Here is a 17183-nt window from a genome sequence, read left to right on the forward strand (position 1 = left end):
CGTTTCAGCGATCGACCCGGGGATCAGTCCCGGCGACGACGGCCGCGGTCGCCGCCGCGGTCGCGGTCGCCGCCCTCGCGCTTGGGACGACCGCCGGTGTCTTCCGACATCGGGGGCTCGCCACGCTCGGCGCGCTCGGCGTTGATCTTGTCGGTCAGGTCTTCGCCCGTGGCCTGATCGACGACCTTCATCGACAGCTTGGTCTTGCCGCGGTCGTCCATTCCCAGGAACTTGACCTTGACCTCCTGGCCTTCCGAGACGACGTCGGCCGGGTTGGCGACGCGTTCCAGGGCCATCTGCGACACGTGGACCAGACCGTCCTTGGCGCCGAAGAAGTTCACGAAGGCGCCGAAGTCGACGACCTTCACGACCTTGCCGGTGTAGATCGTGCCGACCTCGGGCTCCGAGGTGATCGACTTGATCCAGTCGCGGGCGGCGTCGATCTTTTCCTGGTCCGAAGCGGCGATCTTGATGGTGCCGTCGTCCTCGACGTTGACCTTGGCGCCGGTCTTTTCGACGATCTCGCGGATCACCTTGCCGCCGGTGCCGATCACGTCGCGGATCTTGTCGACCGGGATCTTGATCGACTCGATCTTGGGCGCGAACTCGCCCAGCTCGGTGCGGGCGCCGTCGATGGCCTTGTCCATCTCGTCGAGGATGTGCAGGCGGCCGGCCGAAGCCTGGGCGATCGCCTTCTTCATGATCTCCTCGGTGATGCCGGCGACCTTGATGTCCATCTGCAGCGAGGTGATGCCGTCACGCGTGCCGGCGACCTTGAAGTCCATGTCGCCGAGGTGATCCTCGTCGCCCAGGATGTCCGACAGGATTGCGAACTCGCCCGACGGCTCCAGGATCAGGCCCATGGCGATGCCCGAGACGGGCTTCTTCAGCGGCACGCCCGCGTCCATCAGCGCCAGCGACGAGCCGCAGACCGTGGCCATCGAGGACGAGCCGTTGGACTCGGTGATCTCCGACACCAGACGGATGGTGTAGGGGAACTCCTCCGACGACGGCAGCATCGGACGGATCGCCCGCCAGGCCAGCTTGCCGTGACCGATTTCCCGACGGCCCGCGCCGCCCATCCGCCCGGTCTCGCCGACCGAGTAGGGAGGGAAGTTGTAGTGCAGGAGGAACTTCTCCTTGTACGTCCCCGACAGGGCGTCGACGTACTGCTCGTCCTCGCCGGTGCCCAGCGTGGCCACGACGATGGCCTGGGTCTCGCCGCGGGTGAACAGGGCCGAGCCGTGGGTGCGCGGGAAGACGCCGACTTCCGAGACGATCGGGCGGACCTTGTCGAGGGCGCGGCCGTCGACGCGGTGACCGTTCTCGATGATGTCGCGACGCAGGACCTCGGCCTCGCACTCCTTGAACGCCGTGGCGAACTTCGCGGCCTCGACGCCGTCCGGGTTCTCGTCGGTCTTCACCAGCCGGGCGGCGGCGGTCTTCTTCGCGGCGTCGACGCCCGAGCGGCGGTCGTACTTGCCGGCGTGCGTGTAGGCCGTCTTGATGTCCTCGCCGACCAGCTGCTTGATCGAGGCGACGACGTCCGAGTGGTCCTCGGCCTGGAAGTCGAACGGCTCCTTGGCGGCGTGCTCGGCCAGTTCGATGATGGCCTCGATGACCGGCTGCATGCCGCGGTGGGCGAACATCAGGGCGTCGAGGAAGGTCTCTTCCGACAGTTCCTTCGCTTCCGACTCGACCATCATCAGGGCGTCGGACGTTCCGGCGACGACCAGGTCCAGATCCGAGTCCGGCATCTGGTCCAGCGTCGGGTTCAGCACCAGCTCGCCGTCGATGTAGCCGACGCGCGCGCCGCCGATGGGGCCCATGAAGGGCACGCCCGAGATGGTCAGCGCGGCCGAGGTGGCGACCATAGCGACCACGTCCGGGTCGTTTTCCATGTCGTGCTGCAGCACGGTGACGACGACCTGGGTCTCGTTCTTGAAGCCCTTCACGAACAGCGGGCGGATGGGGCGGTCGATCAGACGGGAGACCAGCGTCTCCTTCTCGGTCGGACGGCCTTCACGCTTGAAATAGCCGCCCGGAATCTTGCCGGCGGCGAAGGTCTTTTCCTGGTAGTTCACGGTCAGGGGGAAGAAATCCAGACCCGGCTTCGGCGCGCGGCCGTAGACGACGGTGGCCAGAACCACGGTCTCGCCATAGGTCGCCAGCACGGCGCCGTCGGCCTGGCGGGCGATGCGGCCCGTCTCCAGCGTCAGCGGGCGGCCGGCCCAGTCGATCGTCTTGCGTTTGATGTCGAACATTTTTCTTTTCTCTCGTCCCGCGGCCGTATTGCCGTCGGGGGCGGGCGGTCAGGGGTTCAGTCCGTCGGTCCCAGTTGACCCGTCGTCCGGATGACGGCGGGCGGGTGAGCGAGGACCGGAACGGCCCTCCGTCTTGGTCGAACCCGGTCGGGTTCCTGCGCCGTACGTCCGGCGGCGCGCCGGTCCTTGAATGCGGAACGAGGCGCGGACGTGACCGTCGCGCGCCTCGAAATCTCTTTCCGCGATCCCGTGCCTCAGCGGCGCAGGTTCAGCTTGCCGATCAGCGCCGTGTAGCGCTCGCGATCGACCTTGTTCAGGTGGTCCAGAAGGCGACGACGCTGCGAGACCATCTTGAGCAGGCCGCGACGCGAGTGGTTGTCCTTCTTGTGGGTCTTGAAGTGCTCGGTCAGGTTGGCGATGCGTTCCGAAAGGATCGCGACCTGGACCTCGGCCGAGCCGGTGTCGCCCGCGCCGCGGGCGTTGTCGTTGATGACCTGAGCCTTGCGCTCGGGAGTGATCGACATCGAGATGCTCCATTTCTTTTGCCCTACCGCTCGCGACGCGGTCGCTCGCTGCTTGAGGGCGGCTGGAGTCCCCTGACCGGAGTCAGGAGAGATTGAAAACGCGGTCGGGTTCGATCCGACCGGCCCGCAACTGACCGAGAGCGACGAGGGTCTGGCCCGAGAAAACCGAAACGGTCCGGGCGTCGCCTTGCAGCTGACCCGTGAGCGTTTCGACCTGTCCGGGGAGCAGAGCGATCGGCCGTCCCTGCCGAAGCGAGAAGGCGTCCTGATCCGTCACGGCCAGCTCCGGGATGTCGTCCAGGGCGGTCGCGACGGGAAGCAAGCCTTCCGAGGCGGCGCCCCTATGCACCATTTGCTCCAGAGAATCCAGCGTCACGGCGTTTTCGAGCGAGAACGGACCCACGCGCTCGCGCCGCAGCAGCGAGACGTGACCTTCCGCGCCCAGCGCCGCGGCCAGGTCGCGCGCCAGCGAACGGACGTAGACGCCTTTCCCGGTCTCGATGCGGATCTCGACGTGGTCGGCGTCGCGGGCCGAGACGACCGTGGCCGAATGGATGACGACCGGGCGGGCCTTCAGCTCCACCTCGACGCCTTCGCGGGCCAGATCGTAGGCGCGCTGACCGTCGACCTTGATGGCCGAGAAGGCCGGGGGGACCTGCTCGATCCGGCCGACGAAGGCGGGCAGCGCCGCGGCCACATGCGCCACGGTCGGCCGGGCGTCGGACCGCGCGATCACGGCGCCCTCGCGGTCGACGCTGTCGGTGGAGACGCCCCATTCGATCTCGAAGCGATAGACCTTCCGCGCCTCCATCATGAACGGCACGGTCTTGGTCGCCTCGCCCAGCGCGATCGGCAGGATGCCCGAGGCCAGCGGATCCAGCGTGCCCGCGTGGCCCGCCTTGTTCGCGTCGAACAGGCGGCGGACGGCGGAGACGGCCTGGGTCGACCCCATGCCCAGCGGCTTGTCCAGACAGACCCAGCCGTGAACCGGCTGACCACGCTTTCGGCGGCTCACGCCTGATCTTCCCCGTCGTCGTGGCGCTGCAGATCGGCGCGGACGCGGGGATCGTCGAACAGTCGGTCGATGCGGCCGGCGGCGTCGAAGCTCTCGTCGTGCCGGAAGCGCAGGTCCGGCGTGAACTTCATGTCGATGTGTTTGCCCAACACGCCGCGCAGGAATTTCGCATGGGCGTTGAGCGCCTTGACGATCTCCTCGACGTGCCCGGCCGTCGGCGCCGAGGCCACCCCGGCGCCCAGCGGCTCGACGAAGCAGGTCGCGTGCTTCAGGTCCGGGCTCATGCGGACCTCGGTCACGGTGACGGAGACGCCGTCCATGGCCTCGTCGTGGATCTCCTCCTCGCGCAGGACCTCGACCAGGGCGTGACGGATCAGTTCGCCGGCGCGCAGCTGGCGCTGGCTGGGACCCTGCGGGCCGGTGGCGTTTCGGGTGTGCTGCTTGCGGCCCATGGCGCGCTCCTTCCGTCTCGCCCGCCGGGGATCGGACCCGGCTCGAAAGCGAAGGGGCGCGGTCTAGTCCCGCCGGGCAGCCCTGTCCAGTTGGGCGTCGGCGCGCCGGAAGCGGTCGACGGACGCCAGCACCTCGGGCGAAACCACGGACCGCAGGGGGCGGACCTGCAGACCGGCGGCATTCAGCGTGCGCGCCGCCCAGGTGTTGCAGAGGTTGAGGATCCAGAAATGGCCCTGGGCCGCGTAGAAGCGGGCGTCGTCCCCGCCGCGCGCGGCGCGCACCCGGGCGCGACCGTCCGTCAGTTCCAGGGTCGCCTCGACGTGGGCGGCGAGCCGTTCGAAGGCGGCGGGCGGCAGGCGAAGGGCGCGCCTGCGGGCGGGCGGGATGCGGAACGACGGGTCCCCCGCGAACGGATCGAGCATCAGGACCGAGGGATTGCCGGGGCGGAAGAAGGCGCGGGCGCCGTCGGGCAGCCGGCGCTCGATCGGGCTCTGGTCGACGTAGAAGACGGCGTCGCCCCAGCCGGTCAGGATCCAGTCCCCCGGGCCCAGCGCGCGCACCGCGTCGGCGAGGGGGCCGGGCCGCGCCTCGAGCGCCCCGCGCGGAAGGGCCAGATCGGTGTGGAAGCCGTTGTCGAGGACGAGGACGGGCACGCCGGCCATGTCTTCCCGCAGGCCCGGGTCGCCCGGCAGGGTCCAGGTCCAGAGCGCCGCGATCAGGCCCAGCAGGCCCGCGGCGAACACCGCTCTCACCGGCGGGCGCCCTCATAGACATGGCGACCGCAGAGGACGGCGCCCGGGGCGTCCGGCGCCGGGCCGGCGGCCCAGACCTGCAGATGAAGCGTCCCGCCGTCGCGCACGATCGCCAGCCAGCCGGGCTTGCCGCCGCCGCACAGGGGCGACCCCGCGACCGGGGTGCCGGCGTCCAGCGGCACGATCTCGCGCAGCTCGATCTGGCGGTCGGCGGGCAGGGCCATGCCGCGCACGGCCGCGTCACGTCCCAAGGCGATGCGGTGGGGGCGGGTGCGCAGCGCCGGCGCGCCTTCGAAGACCAGCACCGCGCCGTCCACGCTCACGTCGCCGCCGGGCGTGCCGTCCCGGGCGGCGAAGGCGCCGACGACGGCGCGGCTTCCGGGCGTCGTCGCGGCCGGCGCCGACGGCCGCAGCACCGGCGCCCGCTCGCGCAGGCGTTCGACGGCGGGCTCGATCTTGGTGCGGACCACGTCGACGCCCCGCTTCACCTGGCCCTCGTCGAACGCCATGACGAGCAGCACGAGGCACAGGAAGCCGAGGAAGGCCGCCAGCTTCTTCAACATGTCGACAGGCCGTGTCCGCGCATGGATCCACGGTAGCGGCGGGACATGTCCGACGATAGGGCCGTCGCGCTCCGCGCGAACCTAGTCGATGACCGGCCCGCTCGCGTCCGGCGCCGTCCAGTCCCCGCGGAAGGCGTAGTTCAGCTGGACGCAGTGGCGGTAACGCCCGTCCGCCCAGCGGCCGACGGCGTGCATGGTCAGCGGTCGCCCGGCGCGGACGTGCCCCATGACGAGCCATGCCTGTTCGGCGGAGGGACAGAGCGCGCGGACCAGGCCGCGCCCCTCGCCCTCGGGCACGATCTGATAGACGTCGCGCTCGCGGGCGCCGGCGGGCAGGACCGACACGGCTTCGGGCGGTCCGCCCCAGCGGACCTCGGCCGACCCGCGGCTGGTGGTGGCGTGGATCTTCAGCACGGACACCGCGCCGAACAGCCCGCGCCGCACCTCGAACGTCAGGCCCTGCGTCAGGGCGCGGGTGACGCGGTCGGCCGCGTCGTAGGACCACAGGCGCACGTCGGCGAGCGCCGGTCCGGCGGCCAGGATCACGGCCAGAAATGCGACGATCGCCCGCTTCATGCGCCCTTCCTCCGAAACGACTGCGGCGGAACCGGGGCTGACCCGATCCCGCCGCAAACCAACCACCCGCTCAGAACGCCCTCAGGCAGCGAGGCGCCGCGCGCCGAGCGGCAGGGCCCACATCAGAGGCTCCGCTTGATCTCTTCGACCGTGAAGCACTCGATGTAGTCGCCTTCCTTGATGTCGGTGAAGCCCTGGAAGTGCATGCCGCACTCCTGGCCCGACGGCACCTCGTTGACCTCGTCCTTGAAGCGCTTGAGCGTCTGCAGCGTGCCGAGCTCCAGCACCACGACGTCGTCGCGGACGATGCGGACCTTGGCGCCCTTGCGGACCACGCCCTCGGTGACGCGGCAACCGGCGATCTTGCCGATCTTGGAGATGTCGAAGACCTGAAGCACCTGGGCGTTGCCCAGGAAGGTCTCGCGCTGGATCGGCGCCAGCATGCCCGACAGCACGCCCTTCATGTCGTCCAGCAGGTCGTAGATGATCGCGTAGTAGCGGATCTCCACGCCCTCGCGCTCGGCCAGGTCGCGGGCCTGTTTCGAGGCGCGGACGTTGAAGCCGAGGATGGGCGCGCCGGCCGACTTGGCCAGGTTGACGTCGCTCTCGGTGATGCCGCCCGCGCCGGACATGACGATGCGTGCGCGGACCTCGTCGTTGCCCATCTTCTCCAGCGAGGCGGCGATCGCCTCACCCGAGCCCTGCACGTCCGACTTGATGAGAACCGGCAGCTCCGAGATCTTCTTGGAGCCGAGGCGGGCCATCATGTCCGCCAGCGAGGCGCCCGAGGCGCCCGAACCGGCGGCCTTCTCGCGCTTCTGACGGGCGCGGAACTCGGTCAGCTCGCGGGCGCGGGCCTCGTTCTCCACGGTGGCGAAGACGTCGCCCGGAGACGGGGCCTCGTCCAGACCCAGGATCTCGACCGGAACCGACGGACCGGCGCTGGTCAGCTGGGCGTTGCGTTCGTCCAGCAGGGCGCGGACCTTGCCCCACGCCGAGCCGGCCACGACGATGTCGCCGCGCTTCAGCGTGCCGCGCTTGACCAGGACGGTGGCGACCGGGCCGCGGCCCTTGTCCAGCTTGGCCTCGATGACCACGCCCTCGGCAGAGCGGTCCGGATTGGCGCGCAGGTCCATGACCTCGGCCTGCAGCAGGATGGCGTCGGTCAGACCGCCGAGGTTGGTCTTCTCCTTGGCGGAGACCTCGATGATCTGCGTCTCGCCGCCCAGCGATTCCGCGATGACCTCGTACTGCAGCAGCTCGTTCACGACGCGCTGCGGGTCGGCGCCGGGCTTGTCGACCTTGTTGACCGCCACGATCAGCGGCGCGCCGGCCGCCCGGGCGTGCTGGATGGCCTCGACCGTCTGGGGCATGACGCCGTCGTCCGCGGCGACCACCAGAACCACGATGTCGGTCACGTTGGCGCCGCGGGCGCGCATGGCGCTGAACGCCGCGTGGCCCGGGGTGTCGAGGAAGGTGATCCGCTGGCCGTCGCCCAGACGCACCTGATAGGCGCCGATGTGCTGGGTGATGCCGCCGGCCTCGCCGCCCGCCACGTCGGTGGTGCGCAGCGCGTCCAGAAGCGAGGTCTTGCCGTGGTCGACGTGGCCCATGATGGCCACGACCGGGGCGCGGGTCTCGGTGGCGTCGGCGTCGTCGGCCTCGGCCAGGAAGCCGGTCTCGACGTCGGATTCCGAGACGCGCTTGACCGCCATGCCGTATTCCTCGGCCACCAGTTCGGCGGTGTCGGAATCGATCACGTCGTTGATCTTCATCATCATGCCCTGACGCATCAGGAACTTGACGACGTCGGCGCCGCGGATGGCCATGCGGTTGGCCAGCTCGCCGACCGTGATGGTGTCCGGGATGACCACTTCGCGCGGACGGTTCGGCGCGTCGGTCGAGCCGCCCTTGCGCTTTTCCTTCTCCCGTTCGCGGGCGCGGCGGACCGAGGCCAGCGAGCGCATGCGCTCGGCGGCGTCCTCGTCTCCCCCGGCCACGGCCTGGATGGTCAGGCGGCCTTCGCGGCGCTTGGGCTCGCCCCGCGTGCGCGAGACGGCCTTGCCGGGGCCGGCTTCCGAGAAGCGGCGATCACGGTCGTCGTCACGGCCTCCGCCGGCCGGACGCGGGGCGCCGAAGCCGGCGCGGACGGGACGGGCGACCTCGGGCTGGGCCGGAGGCGCGGCGCCGCGGGGACCGCCCGGTCCCGTGCGGGGGCCGCCGGGGCCGCGGGCGCCCGGCGCCGGCTTGGGCGCCACGGCGGAATAGCGGACCGGCTCGCCCGGCGTGCGGGCGCGGCCGGCGGGACCGGCGCCGGTCGTGCCGCCGGGGCGCGGCGCATAGCTGCGCTCGCCGCCGCCCATGGCCTGCTCGCGGGCCGAACGGCCGCCGAAGGCCGGACGTTCGACGGGGGCGCGGCCGGGGTTGCCGGGCTTGGGCGCGCGTTGACCGAAGTTGACAGTCGGTCGGGCCGGGGCGGCCGGACGCGGCGCGGGGGCGGGAGCCGGGGCCTCCACCGGAGCCTCGGCGACCGGGGCCGGGGCGGGCTTGGCCTTCGGAGCTTCCGGAGCCGGCGCGGCGGCGCCCAGCTTGGCGGCTTCCTGACGCGCGGCCTCGGCGGCGGCGCGGGCGGCGGCGGCTTCGGCCTGGGCGGCCTGGGCGGCCTCGGCGGCACGGGCGGCCTCGGCGCGCTGGGCGGCGTCCTTGCGGGCGCGGTCCTCGGCGGCCTGACGCTCGCGCTCGGCCTGCTGGCGCGTGGCCAGTTCGATGGCGCGGCGACGCGCCTCCTGCTCGGACTGCGACAGGCCCCCGGCGTCGGCCGGCGCGGCGGAGCGCGGCGCCTGCGGGGCGGCCGGCGCCTCGGTGCGCGGACGAGCGACGTCGAAGCCCTGCGGACGCTGGTGACCGCCGCCGGGAGGCGCGCCGACGCGGCGCTTGGTCTCGACCACGACGGTCTTGGAGCGGCCGTGGCTGAAGCTCTGCTTCACCGTGCCGGCCGAGACCGCGCCGGCCTGGCGCGGCTTCAGGCTCAGCGGCGCGCGCGGCCCCGTCGCGGAGGGGGTCGGGGTCGTCTTGCCGTCGTTGGTCTTGTCGTTCTCGTCGGTCATCCGGTCGCTTCATCATGACGGCGCAAAAGTCGCCGTCCTCAAACACAAAAAGCCGTGCGGCGCCCCGCCCCGCTAGGGAGCGAAACCCCGCCCGTCTGAAAATCCATCCGGGTCCTCAGCCGCGTCGCCCCGCCAGGAAGGCGGCGTCAACGGTCGAAATCCCGCCAGTCGTTCGACCTCGGTGGTCCAGCGATCGGCCCGCCCGCCCTCAAGCAGGACGGCGTGTATCGCATTTTCCAGCCCCAGGGCCAAACTCAAATCGTCCGCAGTGAAAAGCCCGCAGACCTTCGGCGGCGGCGTCTGGTGGCGCGCCAGCGCGAGAAGTTTGCCGCGGCCGTCCGCGGACCCGTCCGCCGCCTCGACCAGCCATGCGGCCCGGCCCGACCGGATCGCGGCCGCCGCCTTTTCGAACCCGGAGATAAGCACGCCCTCGCGCCGGGCAAGCCCCAGCTGGTCCAGACAGCGCCGGAAAAGCAGGGTTTCGACCGTTTCCGCCAGATCGGCTGAGGGCTTCAGCGGCGCCTTTGCGGCGCGCGCGAACAGGTTCTTCGACGCGGCGTGGGCGACGGCGTCGCGGGTGGCCTCCACCCACATGCCGCGCCCCGGGAGCTTGCGCGCCAGGTCAGGGGCGACCGAGCCGTCGGGGGCCGCGACGAAACGGATCAGACGAGATTCGTCCATGACCTGGCGGGTGACCAGGTCGCGGCGTTCCCTATCTGCCGTGGCGTCGCGCAGCCCCATGAACGGTCCGGGCCTCCATCACGCGTCTTGCGGCTGATCGTCGGCTTCGTCCGAAGCCTCCGGTTCGCCCGCATCGGCGTCGCCGCCGCCGAAGACCACGTCCGGGTCGTATTCGCCCTCGGCGTACTCTTCCTCATACTCCGGCTCGGGCTGCGGCAGTTCCGAGGCGTCGATCCAGCCGGCGGCCACGCGGGCCTGCAGGATCAGCAGCTCGGCGTCCTCCTGCGCCAGGTTGAAGGCTTCCAGAACGCCGGGGACCTTCACACGCTCGCCGTTCCGCATCTCGTAGCCGCCGCGGATCTCGTCGGTGGCCAGGTCGGCCAGATCCTCGACCGTCTTCACGCCGCCCTCGCCGAGGGCGACGGCGATCGGCAGGGTCACGCCCGGCACGTCCAGCACGCCGTCCTCGACGCCCAGCTCGCGACGCTTCGCGTCCTGCTCGGCGGCCAGCTTGTCCAGCCAGTCGCGGGCGCGGGCCTGAAGCTCCTCGGCGGTGTCCTCGTCGAAGCCTTCGATGTCGGAGATCTCGTAGGACTCGACGTAGGCCAGGTCCTCGACCGTGGCGAAGCCCTCGGTGACCAGCAGCTGGGCGATGACCTCGTCGACGTCCAGCGCCTCCTGGAACAGGGCGGTGCGCTCGGCGAACTCACGCTGGCGGCGCTCGGAGTCCTGGCTCTCGGTGATGATGTCGATCTGCCAGCCGGTCAGCTGGGAGGCGAGGCGGACGTTCTGGCCGCGACGGCCGATGGCCAGCGACAGCTGCTCGTCCGGCACGACGACCTCGACGCGGTCGGCTTCCTCGTCCAGCACCACCTTCGACACCTCGGCCGGGGCGAGCGCGTTGACGATGAAGGTCGGCTCGTCGTTGTTCCACTGGATGATGTCGATCTTCTCGCCCTGCAGCTCGGCGACGACCGCCTGCACGCGCGAGCCGCGCATGCCGACGCAGGCCCCGACCGGGTCGATCGAGCTGTCGTTGGACAGCACCGCCATCTTGGCGCGCGAGCCGGCGTCGCGGGCGGCGGCGCGGATCTCGATCACGCCGTCGTAGACCTCGGGCACCTCCTGGGCGAACAGCTTGGCCATGAAGCCGGGATGGGCGCGCGACAGCATGACCTGCGGGCCCTTGGCCTCGGGGCGCACGTCGTAGATGTAGGTGCGGATCCGGTCGCCGATGTTGAACACCTCGCGCGGGATCGAGTCGTTGCGGCGCATGATGCCCTCGCCGCGGCCCAGGTCGACGATGGTGTTGCCGTATTCGACCCGCTTGACCGTGCCGTTGACGATCTCGCCCACGCGGTCCTTGAACTCTTCGTACTGGTTGGCCCGCTCGGCGTCGCGGACCTTCCCCATCACGACCTGACGGGCCATCTGGGTCTGCACGCGGCCGAACTCGAACGGCGGCAGATCCTCTACGTACTCCTTGCCGACGACGGCTTCGGGATCGCGCTTCGAGGCGTCGCGCAGACGCACCATGGCGCTGTCGTTGAACTCTTCCAGCTCGTCTTCCGGCTGCCAGTCGTCCTCGACGATGGTGACGTGACGGGTCAGCGCCATCTCGCCGGTCTTCGGATCCATCTTCGCGCGAATGTCGTGGTGCGCGCCGTAGCGGGACTTGGCGCCCTTCTGCACGGCCTCCTCGATCGCCTCGATCACGATCTCGCGGTCGATGTTCTTCTCGCGCGCGACGGCGTCGGCGATCTGGAGAAGTTCGAGACGGTTCGCGGAAACGCCGACGGCCATGGTTCAGGTCCTCAGTCTTCTTCGGTTTCGGTGCGGGCGGCGCGCTTTTCGGCCCCCGCCTTCATCAGGTTGTCGGTCAGCACCAGCTTGGCGTCGGCCAGCCAGGCGAAGGGCAGAAGGGCGGTGTCCTCCTCGCCCTCCAGGTCGATGAGGACGTCGTCCCCCTCCACGCCGGCCAGCACGCCCTTGAAGCGCTTGCGGCCCTCGACCATGCGGTCGGTCTCGAGACGGGCCTCATGGCCCTCGAATGTGTCGAAGTCCTCGAGCCGGGTCAGCGGGCGGTCGACGCCGGGGGACGAGACCTCCAGCAGATACTCGCCCGCGATCGGATCGGCGGCGTCGAAAACCTCGGACACGGCGCGGCTGAGACGGGCGCACTCCTCGACGGAGATGTCGTGGTCGGACGGGCGCTCGGCCATGATCTGCAGGCGGCGCCGCTGGGTCCCGCCCATCAGCCGCACGCGCACGACCGCCAGGCCCAGCGTCTCGGCGACGGGCTCGATCAGCTCCAGCAGCTGGCGATCTTCGGCGGTCTTGGCTTTCAGGGCCGTGCGTCCAAAACAAAAGCGGCGCCCGGTCCGGACGCCGCTTGATCGGCGCCGTCAGGCCGCCGGTCCAACGATGTGAGCGGTCCTATAGACCCGCCGAAGCGCCTTGTCAGCCCCCGATCGTCCGCGACGCGGATTGTCGGAACCGCCGGGGCATGGTCAGCAGGCGAGATGTCCGCCCTGACCCGCCCCCTGCTCGCCCTCGCCTTCGCCGCCCTGATGGCGCTCGGGGCGCAGATCGACGTGCCGATGCATCCGGTGCCGATGACGATGCAGAGCTTCGCCGTGCTCTTGGCGGGCGCGGCGCTGGGACCGACATGGGGCGTCGTTGCGGTGGTGATCTATCTCGCCGCGGCGGCGTCGGGGCTGCCGGTCCTGTCGGAGGGAGCGCACGGGTTCGCCCCGTTCACCGGCGCGACCGCGGGCTACATCTTCGCCTTTCCGATCGCGGCGGCGCTCGCCGGACTGGCGGCGCGGCGCGGTCTGCTGGACGGCTGGCTCCGCGGCGCCGCGACGCTGCTCGCCCTCCACCTGCTTCTGCTGGGCATGGGCGGCGGATGGCTGGCGACGAAGATCGGCGCGGCCGACGCCTGGTCGGGCGGCGTTCAGCCGTTCCTGATCGGAGCGGCGGTGAAGTCGCTGCTGGTGCTGGCCGCGCTCGAGGGGTGGCGTCGCCTGACGCCTCAGTCGCGCGCGTAGTCCAGGAAGACCGGCGCGCAGTCGCCCAGCTTCTTCTCTTCGTAGCGCGTGATCACGTGGTCGCCGGGGGCGGTGCGGTCCTCAGGATCGCCGCCCGTGTCCGGGACGCGCGTCAGCCCCTCGGTGGCGTCCAGCAGGTCGCGCGACTGGTCGGCATAGTCCTGCCAGTCAGTGACGAAGCGCAGGCGGCCGCCCGGCTTCAGCACGCGCATCAGCTCGGCGAGAAAGGCCGGCTGCAGCAGTCGGCGCTTGTTGTGTCGCGCCTTCTGCCAGGGGTCGGGGAACAGGATGAAGACGCGGTCGACCGACGCGTCGGGCAGGACGGCGACCACGTCGCGGCCGTCGTCGGGGTGGATCCGGACGTTCCTCAGCCCGCCCTCGTCCACGTGCCGCAGGGCCGAGGCCACGCCGTTGACGAAGGGCTCGCAGCCGATGACCAGAACCTCGGGCCGGCGCGCGGCCTGAACCGCCATGTGCTCGCCGCCGCCGAAACCGATCTCCAGCCAGACCTCGGCCGCGCCGGGCATGAGCGCCGTCGGGTCGATCGGTCCCGCCTTGGGATCGGGCACGCGGATCGACGGCAGCAGGGCGTCGAACAGCGCCGCTTGCCGAGGCTTCACGGCACGCGACTTGATGCGGCCGAAGGAGCGCAGGGGGGGATGGGCGGAAGAGGCCGGGTCGGACATGGGCGCGCTGTCTAGACCCTCCGCCGGGAAGGGAGAAGGCAGATGCTTCAGGCCAGCGCCTTCAGCTTCTCGACCAGATCCGTCTTCTCCCAAGAGAAGCCGCCGTCGGCGTCCGGCTTCTGGCCGAAGTGACCATAGGCGGCGGTGCGGGCGTAGATCGGCTTGTTCAGGCCCAGATGGGTGCGGATCGAGCGCGGGGTGGCGCCGCCGATCAGCTTCGGCAGCTCGCGCTCCAGCACCTCGGCGTCGATCCTGCCCGTGCCGTGCAGGTCGACGTGGACCGACTGGGGCTGGGCCACGCCGATGGCGTAGGACAGCTGGATGGTGCAGCGATCGGCCAGACCGGCGGCGACCACGTTCTTGGCCAGATAGCGCGCGGCGTAGGCGGCCGAGCGGTCGACCTTGGTCGGGTCCTTGCCGGAGAAGGCGCCGCCGCCGTGCGGGGCTGCCCCACCGTAGGTGTCGACGATGATCTTGCGCCCCGTCAGGCCGGTGTCGCCGTCCGGTCCCCCGATCTCGAAGATGCCGGTCGGATTGATGTGCCACACCGTTTCGTCGGTGATGAAGTCGGCGGGCAGCACCTCGCGCACCACCGGCTCGACGACCTTGCGCACGTCGGCCTGGGTCAGGCCCTTCGCATGCTGGGTCGATACCACGATGGACGAGGCGCGCACGGGCTTGCCGTTCTCGTAGAACAGGGTGACCTGGCTCTTGGCGTCCGGCTCCAGCGCCTTTTCGCCGGCATGACGCAGGGCGGCCAGACGGCGCAGAATTTCGTGGCTGTAGGCCAGGGTGGCCGGCATCAGCTCCGGCGTCTCGTTCGAGGCGTAGCCGAACATGATGCCCTGATCGCCCGCGCCCTCGTCCTTGTCGCCGGCGGCGTCGACCCCCACCGCGATGTCGACCGACTGGCCATGCAGGTGGTTGGCGAACTCGAACGTCTCCCAGTGGAAGCCGTCCTGCTCGTAGCCGATGTCCTTGACCGCCGCCCGGACCGCATTCTCGATCTCGGCCTCGATGCCGCCGACCCAGGCGTCGTTTTCCCAGATGCCCTTGCCGCGGATCTCGCCGGCCAGCACCACGCGATTGGTGGTGGTCAGCGTCTCGCAGGCGACCCGCGCCTCGGGATCGCGGGCCAGAAACAGATCCACGATGGTGTCGGAGATGCGGTCGGCGACCTTGTCGGGGTGCCCCTCGGAGACGCTCTCGGAGGTGAAGTAGAACGACGAACGGCTCACGGGGCGCTCCTGGGGACGGCGAGGCGGCCACATATAAGGATATCCTTATATGACGCAAGCGACCCCGGCGCGCCTACCCCCGCGCCCGTGCGCTGCGGATCAGCTGCGCCGTCCGTTCGGGGCCAAGCTGGTGATTGAGGCTGAGGCGCGACCTGCCGTCCGGTCCCATCAGCCAGATCGCGAGGGAATGGTTCATGGAATAGCCCTCGCCCTCGCCCACCTTCTCGAAATAGGCGCCGTAGGCTTTCGCCACACCGGCGATCTGGTCGGGCGCGCCGGTCAGCCCGATCACGCCCTGCGGGAAGCCGGGGCTGGACAGATAGTCCCTGAGGACCTGCGGCGTGTCCCGCTCGGGATCGACGGAGACGAAGACGACCTGCAGGTCCTCGCCCTCGCGGCCCAGCTCGCGCTTCGTCGCGTCGATCATGGCCAGCGTCGTCGGGCAGTAGTCGGGGCAGTAGGTGAAGCCGAAGAAGACGAGGCTCCATCGGTCCTTCAGAAGATCCTCCGTCACCGTGCGGCCGTCCTGATCCACCAGGGTGAAGGGCCCGCCGACCTGCGGCTGACCCGTGCCGCCGGCCTGGACGGAACTGCCCGCCATGCCCTGCGCCGGCGCGGCGCGGTCGCGGGCGCCGACGACCAGCACGGTCACCAGGGCCAGCGCCAGGGCGATGCCGGACACGGCGGCGGCGAAAAGGACGACGGTGCGGCGCGGCATCGCGGCTCCAGTGGCTCGTTCGGAATGACGCGGCGGTCTATAGGTCGCGCATGAGCCCCGTGGAAGCCGACGCCGCGCCGCAGGACCGGACCGCCCCCGAAGGCTGGCGCGACCTGCAGCGGCGCGGCCGCGGCCTGTCGCTGCGCACCCTGATCATCCTGCGCTGGATGGCGCTGCTGGGGCAGAGCGCGACGATCTTCACCGCCACGGTGATCCTGCACTTCGACCTGCCGCTTCTGGCCTGTTCGGCGGCCATCGCGGCCGGCGTGCTGTTCAACCTGTACGCCGCGTCGGAACTGAAGACGCTGGATCCCAATCCGACCGACGGACGGCGGACGGCGCTGCACCTCGGCTTCGACATGCTGCAGCTGACCGTGCTGCTGGCGCTGACGGGCGGGCTGCGCAATCCGTTCTGCCTGCTGCTGGTCGCGCCGGTGACGGTGGCGGCCGCCTCCCTGCCCGCGCGTCAGGCGCTGGCGCTGGGGTTCCTGGCCCTGCTGGCGTCGGTGGCGCTGTTCCACTGGTCCATGCCGCTGCCGTGGGCCAAGGGGACCGAGCTGGACCTGCCGCCCCTCTATCGCTTCGGCATCGGGCTGGCGCTGGTCACGGGGGTGGTCTTCACCGCCACCTATGCGTGGCGGGTCGCGGCCGACGCCGAGAAGCTGGAACTGGCGCTGGCCACGACGCAGGACGTCCTTCAGCGCGAGCAGCGTCTGGCCGCCATGGGCGGGCTGGCGGCGGCGGCGGCCCATGAGCTGGGCACGCCGCTGGCCACCATCCAGGTCGTGGCCAAGGAGCTGAGCCGGGCCGCTCGCGACAATCCAGCCCTGGCGGAGGACGCGCAACTGATCCTGCAGCAGGCCGAGCGCTGTCGGGACATCCTGAAGCGCCTGAGCCAGGCCCCGGAGGACGACGGCGCCCTTACCGCCTCGGTCAGCCTCAGGGCGCTGCTGGAAGAAGTGATCCAGCCGCACCGCGGCTTCGACCTGGACTTCGCCGCCGTGGTCCGCACGCGCTCGGGCGAGGCCCCGCCTCAGGTCCGCAGGCTGCCCGAGGTGGTGCACGGCCTGTCGACGCTGGTGGAGAACGCGGCCGACTTCGCCGCCGCGGCCGTGCGGATCGAGGCGGTGGTCGACGCCGGCTGGATCGAGATCTCCGTGCTGGACGACGGGCCAGGGTTCGCCGCGGACGTCCTGCCCCGGCTGGGCGAGCCCTATGTGACCAGCCGGCCGCACGGCAAGGCCCGACGGGCCCTGACCGCCCAGATCGCCGCCGCCGCGCAGGCCGCCGCGGGCGCACGCCGCGGGCGCAAGGCCCCGCCGCCGCAGGCCGAGCCGGTCGCGCCCAGTCAGGGCGGCATGGGTCTGGGCTTCTTCATTTCGCGCACCCTGCTGGAACGCAGCGGCGGCGTGGTGTCCGTGGGGTCGGCCGAACAGGCCGATCCGCCGTTGAAGGGCGCGCGCGTGTCCGTGCGCTGGCCCCGGCCGGCGCTCGAATCGTCGCAGGGGGCCTGAAAGCCTTGCGCCCGGAACCGGACGGTCCGACATCGGCGTTAC

16 protein-coding genes are annotated in these 17183 nt (G+C 70.9%); 2 read left to right on the plus strand and 14 right to left on the minus strand.

The genetic code is table 11. The features are described 5' to 3' along the window. Window positions 1-23: 23 nt before the first annotated feature. From pnp to rimP, 11 genes are all read right to left on the minus strand, one after another. A complete protein-coding gene (pnp, locus tag VGR32_RS07175; RefSeq protein WP_327449530.1) occupies window positions 24-2264 on the minus strand; it encodes a polyribonucleotide nucleotidyltransferase in 2241 nt (746 codons plus the stop codon). A gap of 254 nt (window positions 2265-2518) precedes the next feature. Next, window positions 2519-2788 carry a 30S ribosomal protein S15 gene (gene rpsO, locus VGR32_RS07180; protein ID WP_327449531.1) on the minus strand — a complete coding sequence of 90 codons (270 nt, stop codon included), beginning with the start codon at window positions 2786-2788 and terminating at the stop codon, window positions 2519-2521. Window positions 2789-2870: 82 nt separating this feature from the next. Next, window positions 2871-3803, minus strand: coding sequence for a tRNA pseudouridine(55) synthase TruB (gene truB, locus VGR32_RS07185; protein WP_327449532.1), 933 nt, complete (start codon window positions 3801-3803; stop codon window positions 2871-2873). Further along, a complete protein-coding gene (gene rbfA / locus VGR32_RS07190; protein WP_327449533.1) occupies window positions 3800-4255 on the minus strand; it encodes a 30S ribosome-binding factor RbfA in 456 nt (151 codons plus the stop codon). Before rbfA ends, truB begins: the two co-directional genes overlap by 4 nt. Before the next feature lie 63 nt (window positions 4256-4318). Next, entirely contained in the window at window positions 4319-5008 is a 690-nt protein-coding gene (locus VGR32_RS07195; protein ID WP_327449534.1) for a DUF2459 domain-containing protein, read from the minus strand. Further along, window positions 5005-5571: a hypothetical protein gene (locus VGR32_RS07200; protein WP_327449535.1), complete on the minus strand. Its 567-nt coding sequence runs from the start codon at window positions 5569-5571 to the stop codon at window positions 5005-5007. Before VGR32_RS07200 ends, VGR32_RS07195 begins: the two co-directional genes overlap by 4 nt. Before the next feature lie 81 nt (window positions 5572-5652). Further along, the gene (locus tag VGR32_RS07205; RefSeq protein ID WP_327449536.1) at window positions 5653-6147 is read right to left on the minus strand and encodes a hypothetical protein; all 495 of its coding nucleotides are present in this window, start codon (window positions 6145-6147) and stop codon (window positions 5653-5655) included. Window positions 6148-6269: 122 nt separating this feature from the next. Then, window positions 6270-9254, minus strand: coding sequence for a translation initiation factor IF-2 (gene infB, locus VGR32_RS07210; RefSeq protein WP_327449537.1), 2985 nt, complete (start codon window positions 9252-9254; stop codon window positions 6270-6272). Between the two features lie 72 nt (window positions 9255-9326). Further along, window positions 9327-9995, minus strand: a complete 669-nt coding sequence (locus VGR32_RS07215; RefSeq protein WP_327449538.1) for an RNA-binding protein — start codon at window positions 9993-9995, stop codon at window positions 9327-9329. An 18-nt stretch (window positions 9996-10013) separates the two neighbouring features. Beyond that, window positions 10014-11738 (minus strand): transcription termination factor NusA, encoded by a 1725-nt coding sequence (gene nusA, locus VGR32_RS07220; RefSeq protein WP_327449539.1) that lies wholly within the window; start codon window positions 11736-11738, stop codon window positions 10014-10016. Between the two features lie 11 nt (window positions 11739-11749). Further along, the gene (rimP, locus tag VGR32_RS07225) at window positions 11750-12283 is read right to left on the minus strand and encodes a ribosome maturation factor RimP (protein ID WP_327449690.1); all 534 of its coding nucleotides are present in this window, start codon (window positions 12281-12283) and stop codon (window positions 11750-11752) included. 174 nt (window positions 12284-12457) lie between these two features. Here rimP and VGR32_RS07230 point away from each other — a divergent pair, with 174 nt between their 5' ends. Beyond that, window positions 12458-12985: a biotin transporter BioY gene (locus tag VGR32_RS07230; RefSeq protein WP_327449540.1), complete on the plus strand. Its 528-nt coding sequence runs from the start codon at window positions 12458-12460 to the stop codon at window positions 12983-12985. Here the strand turns inward: VGR32_RS07230 and trmB are convergent. The 3 genes from trmB to VGR32_RS07245 form a co-directional block, all read right to left on the minus strand. Further along, window positions 12970-13671: a tRNA (guanosine(46)-N7)-methyltransferase TrmB gene (trmB, locus tag VGR32_RS07235; protein WP_327449541.1), complete on the minus strand. Its 702-nt coding sequence runs from the start codon at window positions 13669-13671 to the stop codon at window positions 12970-12972. The two genes, VGR32_RS07230 and trmB, sit on opposite strands and share 16 nt — an antisense overlap. Window positions 13672-13718: 47 nt before the next feature. Beyond that, complete coding sequence (metK, locus tag VGR32_RS07240) at window positions 13719-14909, minus strand: methionine adenosyltransferase (RefSeq protein WP_327449542.1); 1191 nt, start codon at window positions 14907-14909, stop codon at window positions 13719-13721. Between the two features lie 73 nt (window positions 14910-14982). Beyond that, on the minus strand, window positions 14983-15627 hold the full coding sequence (locus tag VGR32_RS07245; protein ID WP_327449543.1) for an SCO family protein: 645 nt from the start codon (window positions 15625-15627) through the stop codon (window positions 14983-14985). 50 nt (window positions 15628-15677) lie between these two features. Here VGR32_RS07245 and VGR32_RS07250 point away from each other — a divergent pair, with 50 nt between their 5' ends. Next, window positions 15678-17141 carry an ActS/PrrB/RegB family redox-sensitive histidine kinase gene (locus VGR32_RS07250; RefSeq protein WP_327449544.1) on the plus strand — a complete coding sequence of 488 codons (1464 nt, stop codon included), beginning with the start codon at window positions 15678-15680 and terminating at the stop codon, window positions 17139-17141. The last annotated feature ends 42 nt before the right edge of the window (window positions 17142-17183 follow it).

Origin of the sequence: Brevundimonas sp. (assembly GCF_035935935.1) — a bacterium.
Classification (GTDB): Bacteria; Pseudomonadota; Alphaproteobacteria; order Caulobacterales; family Caulobacteraceae; genus Brevundimonas.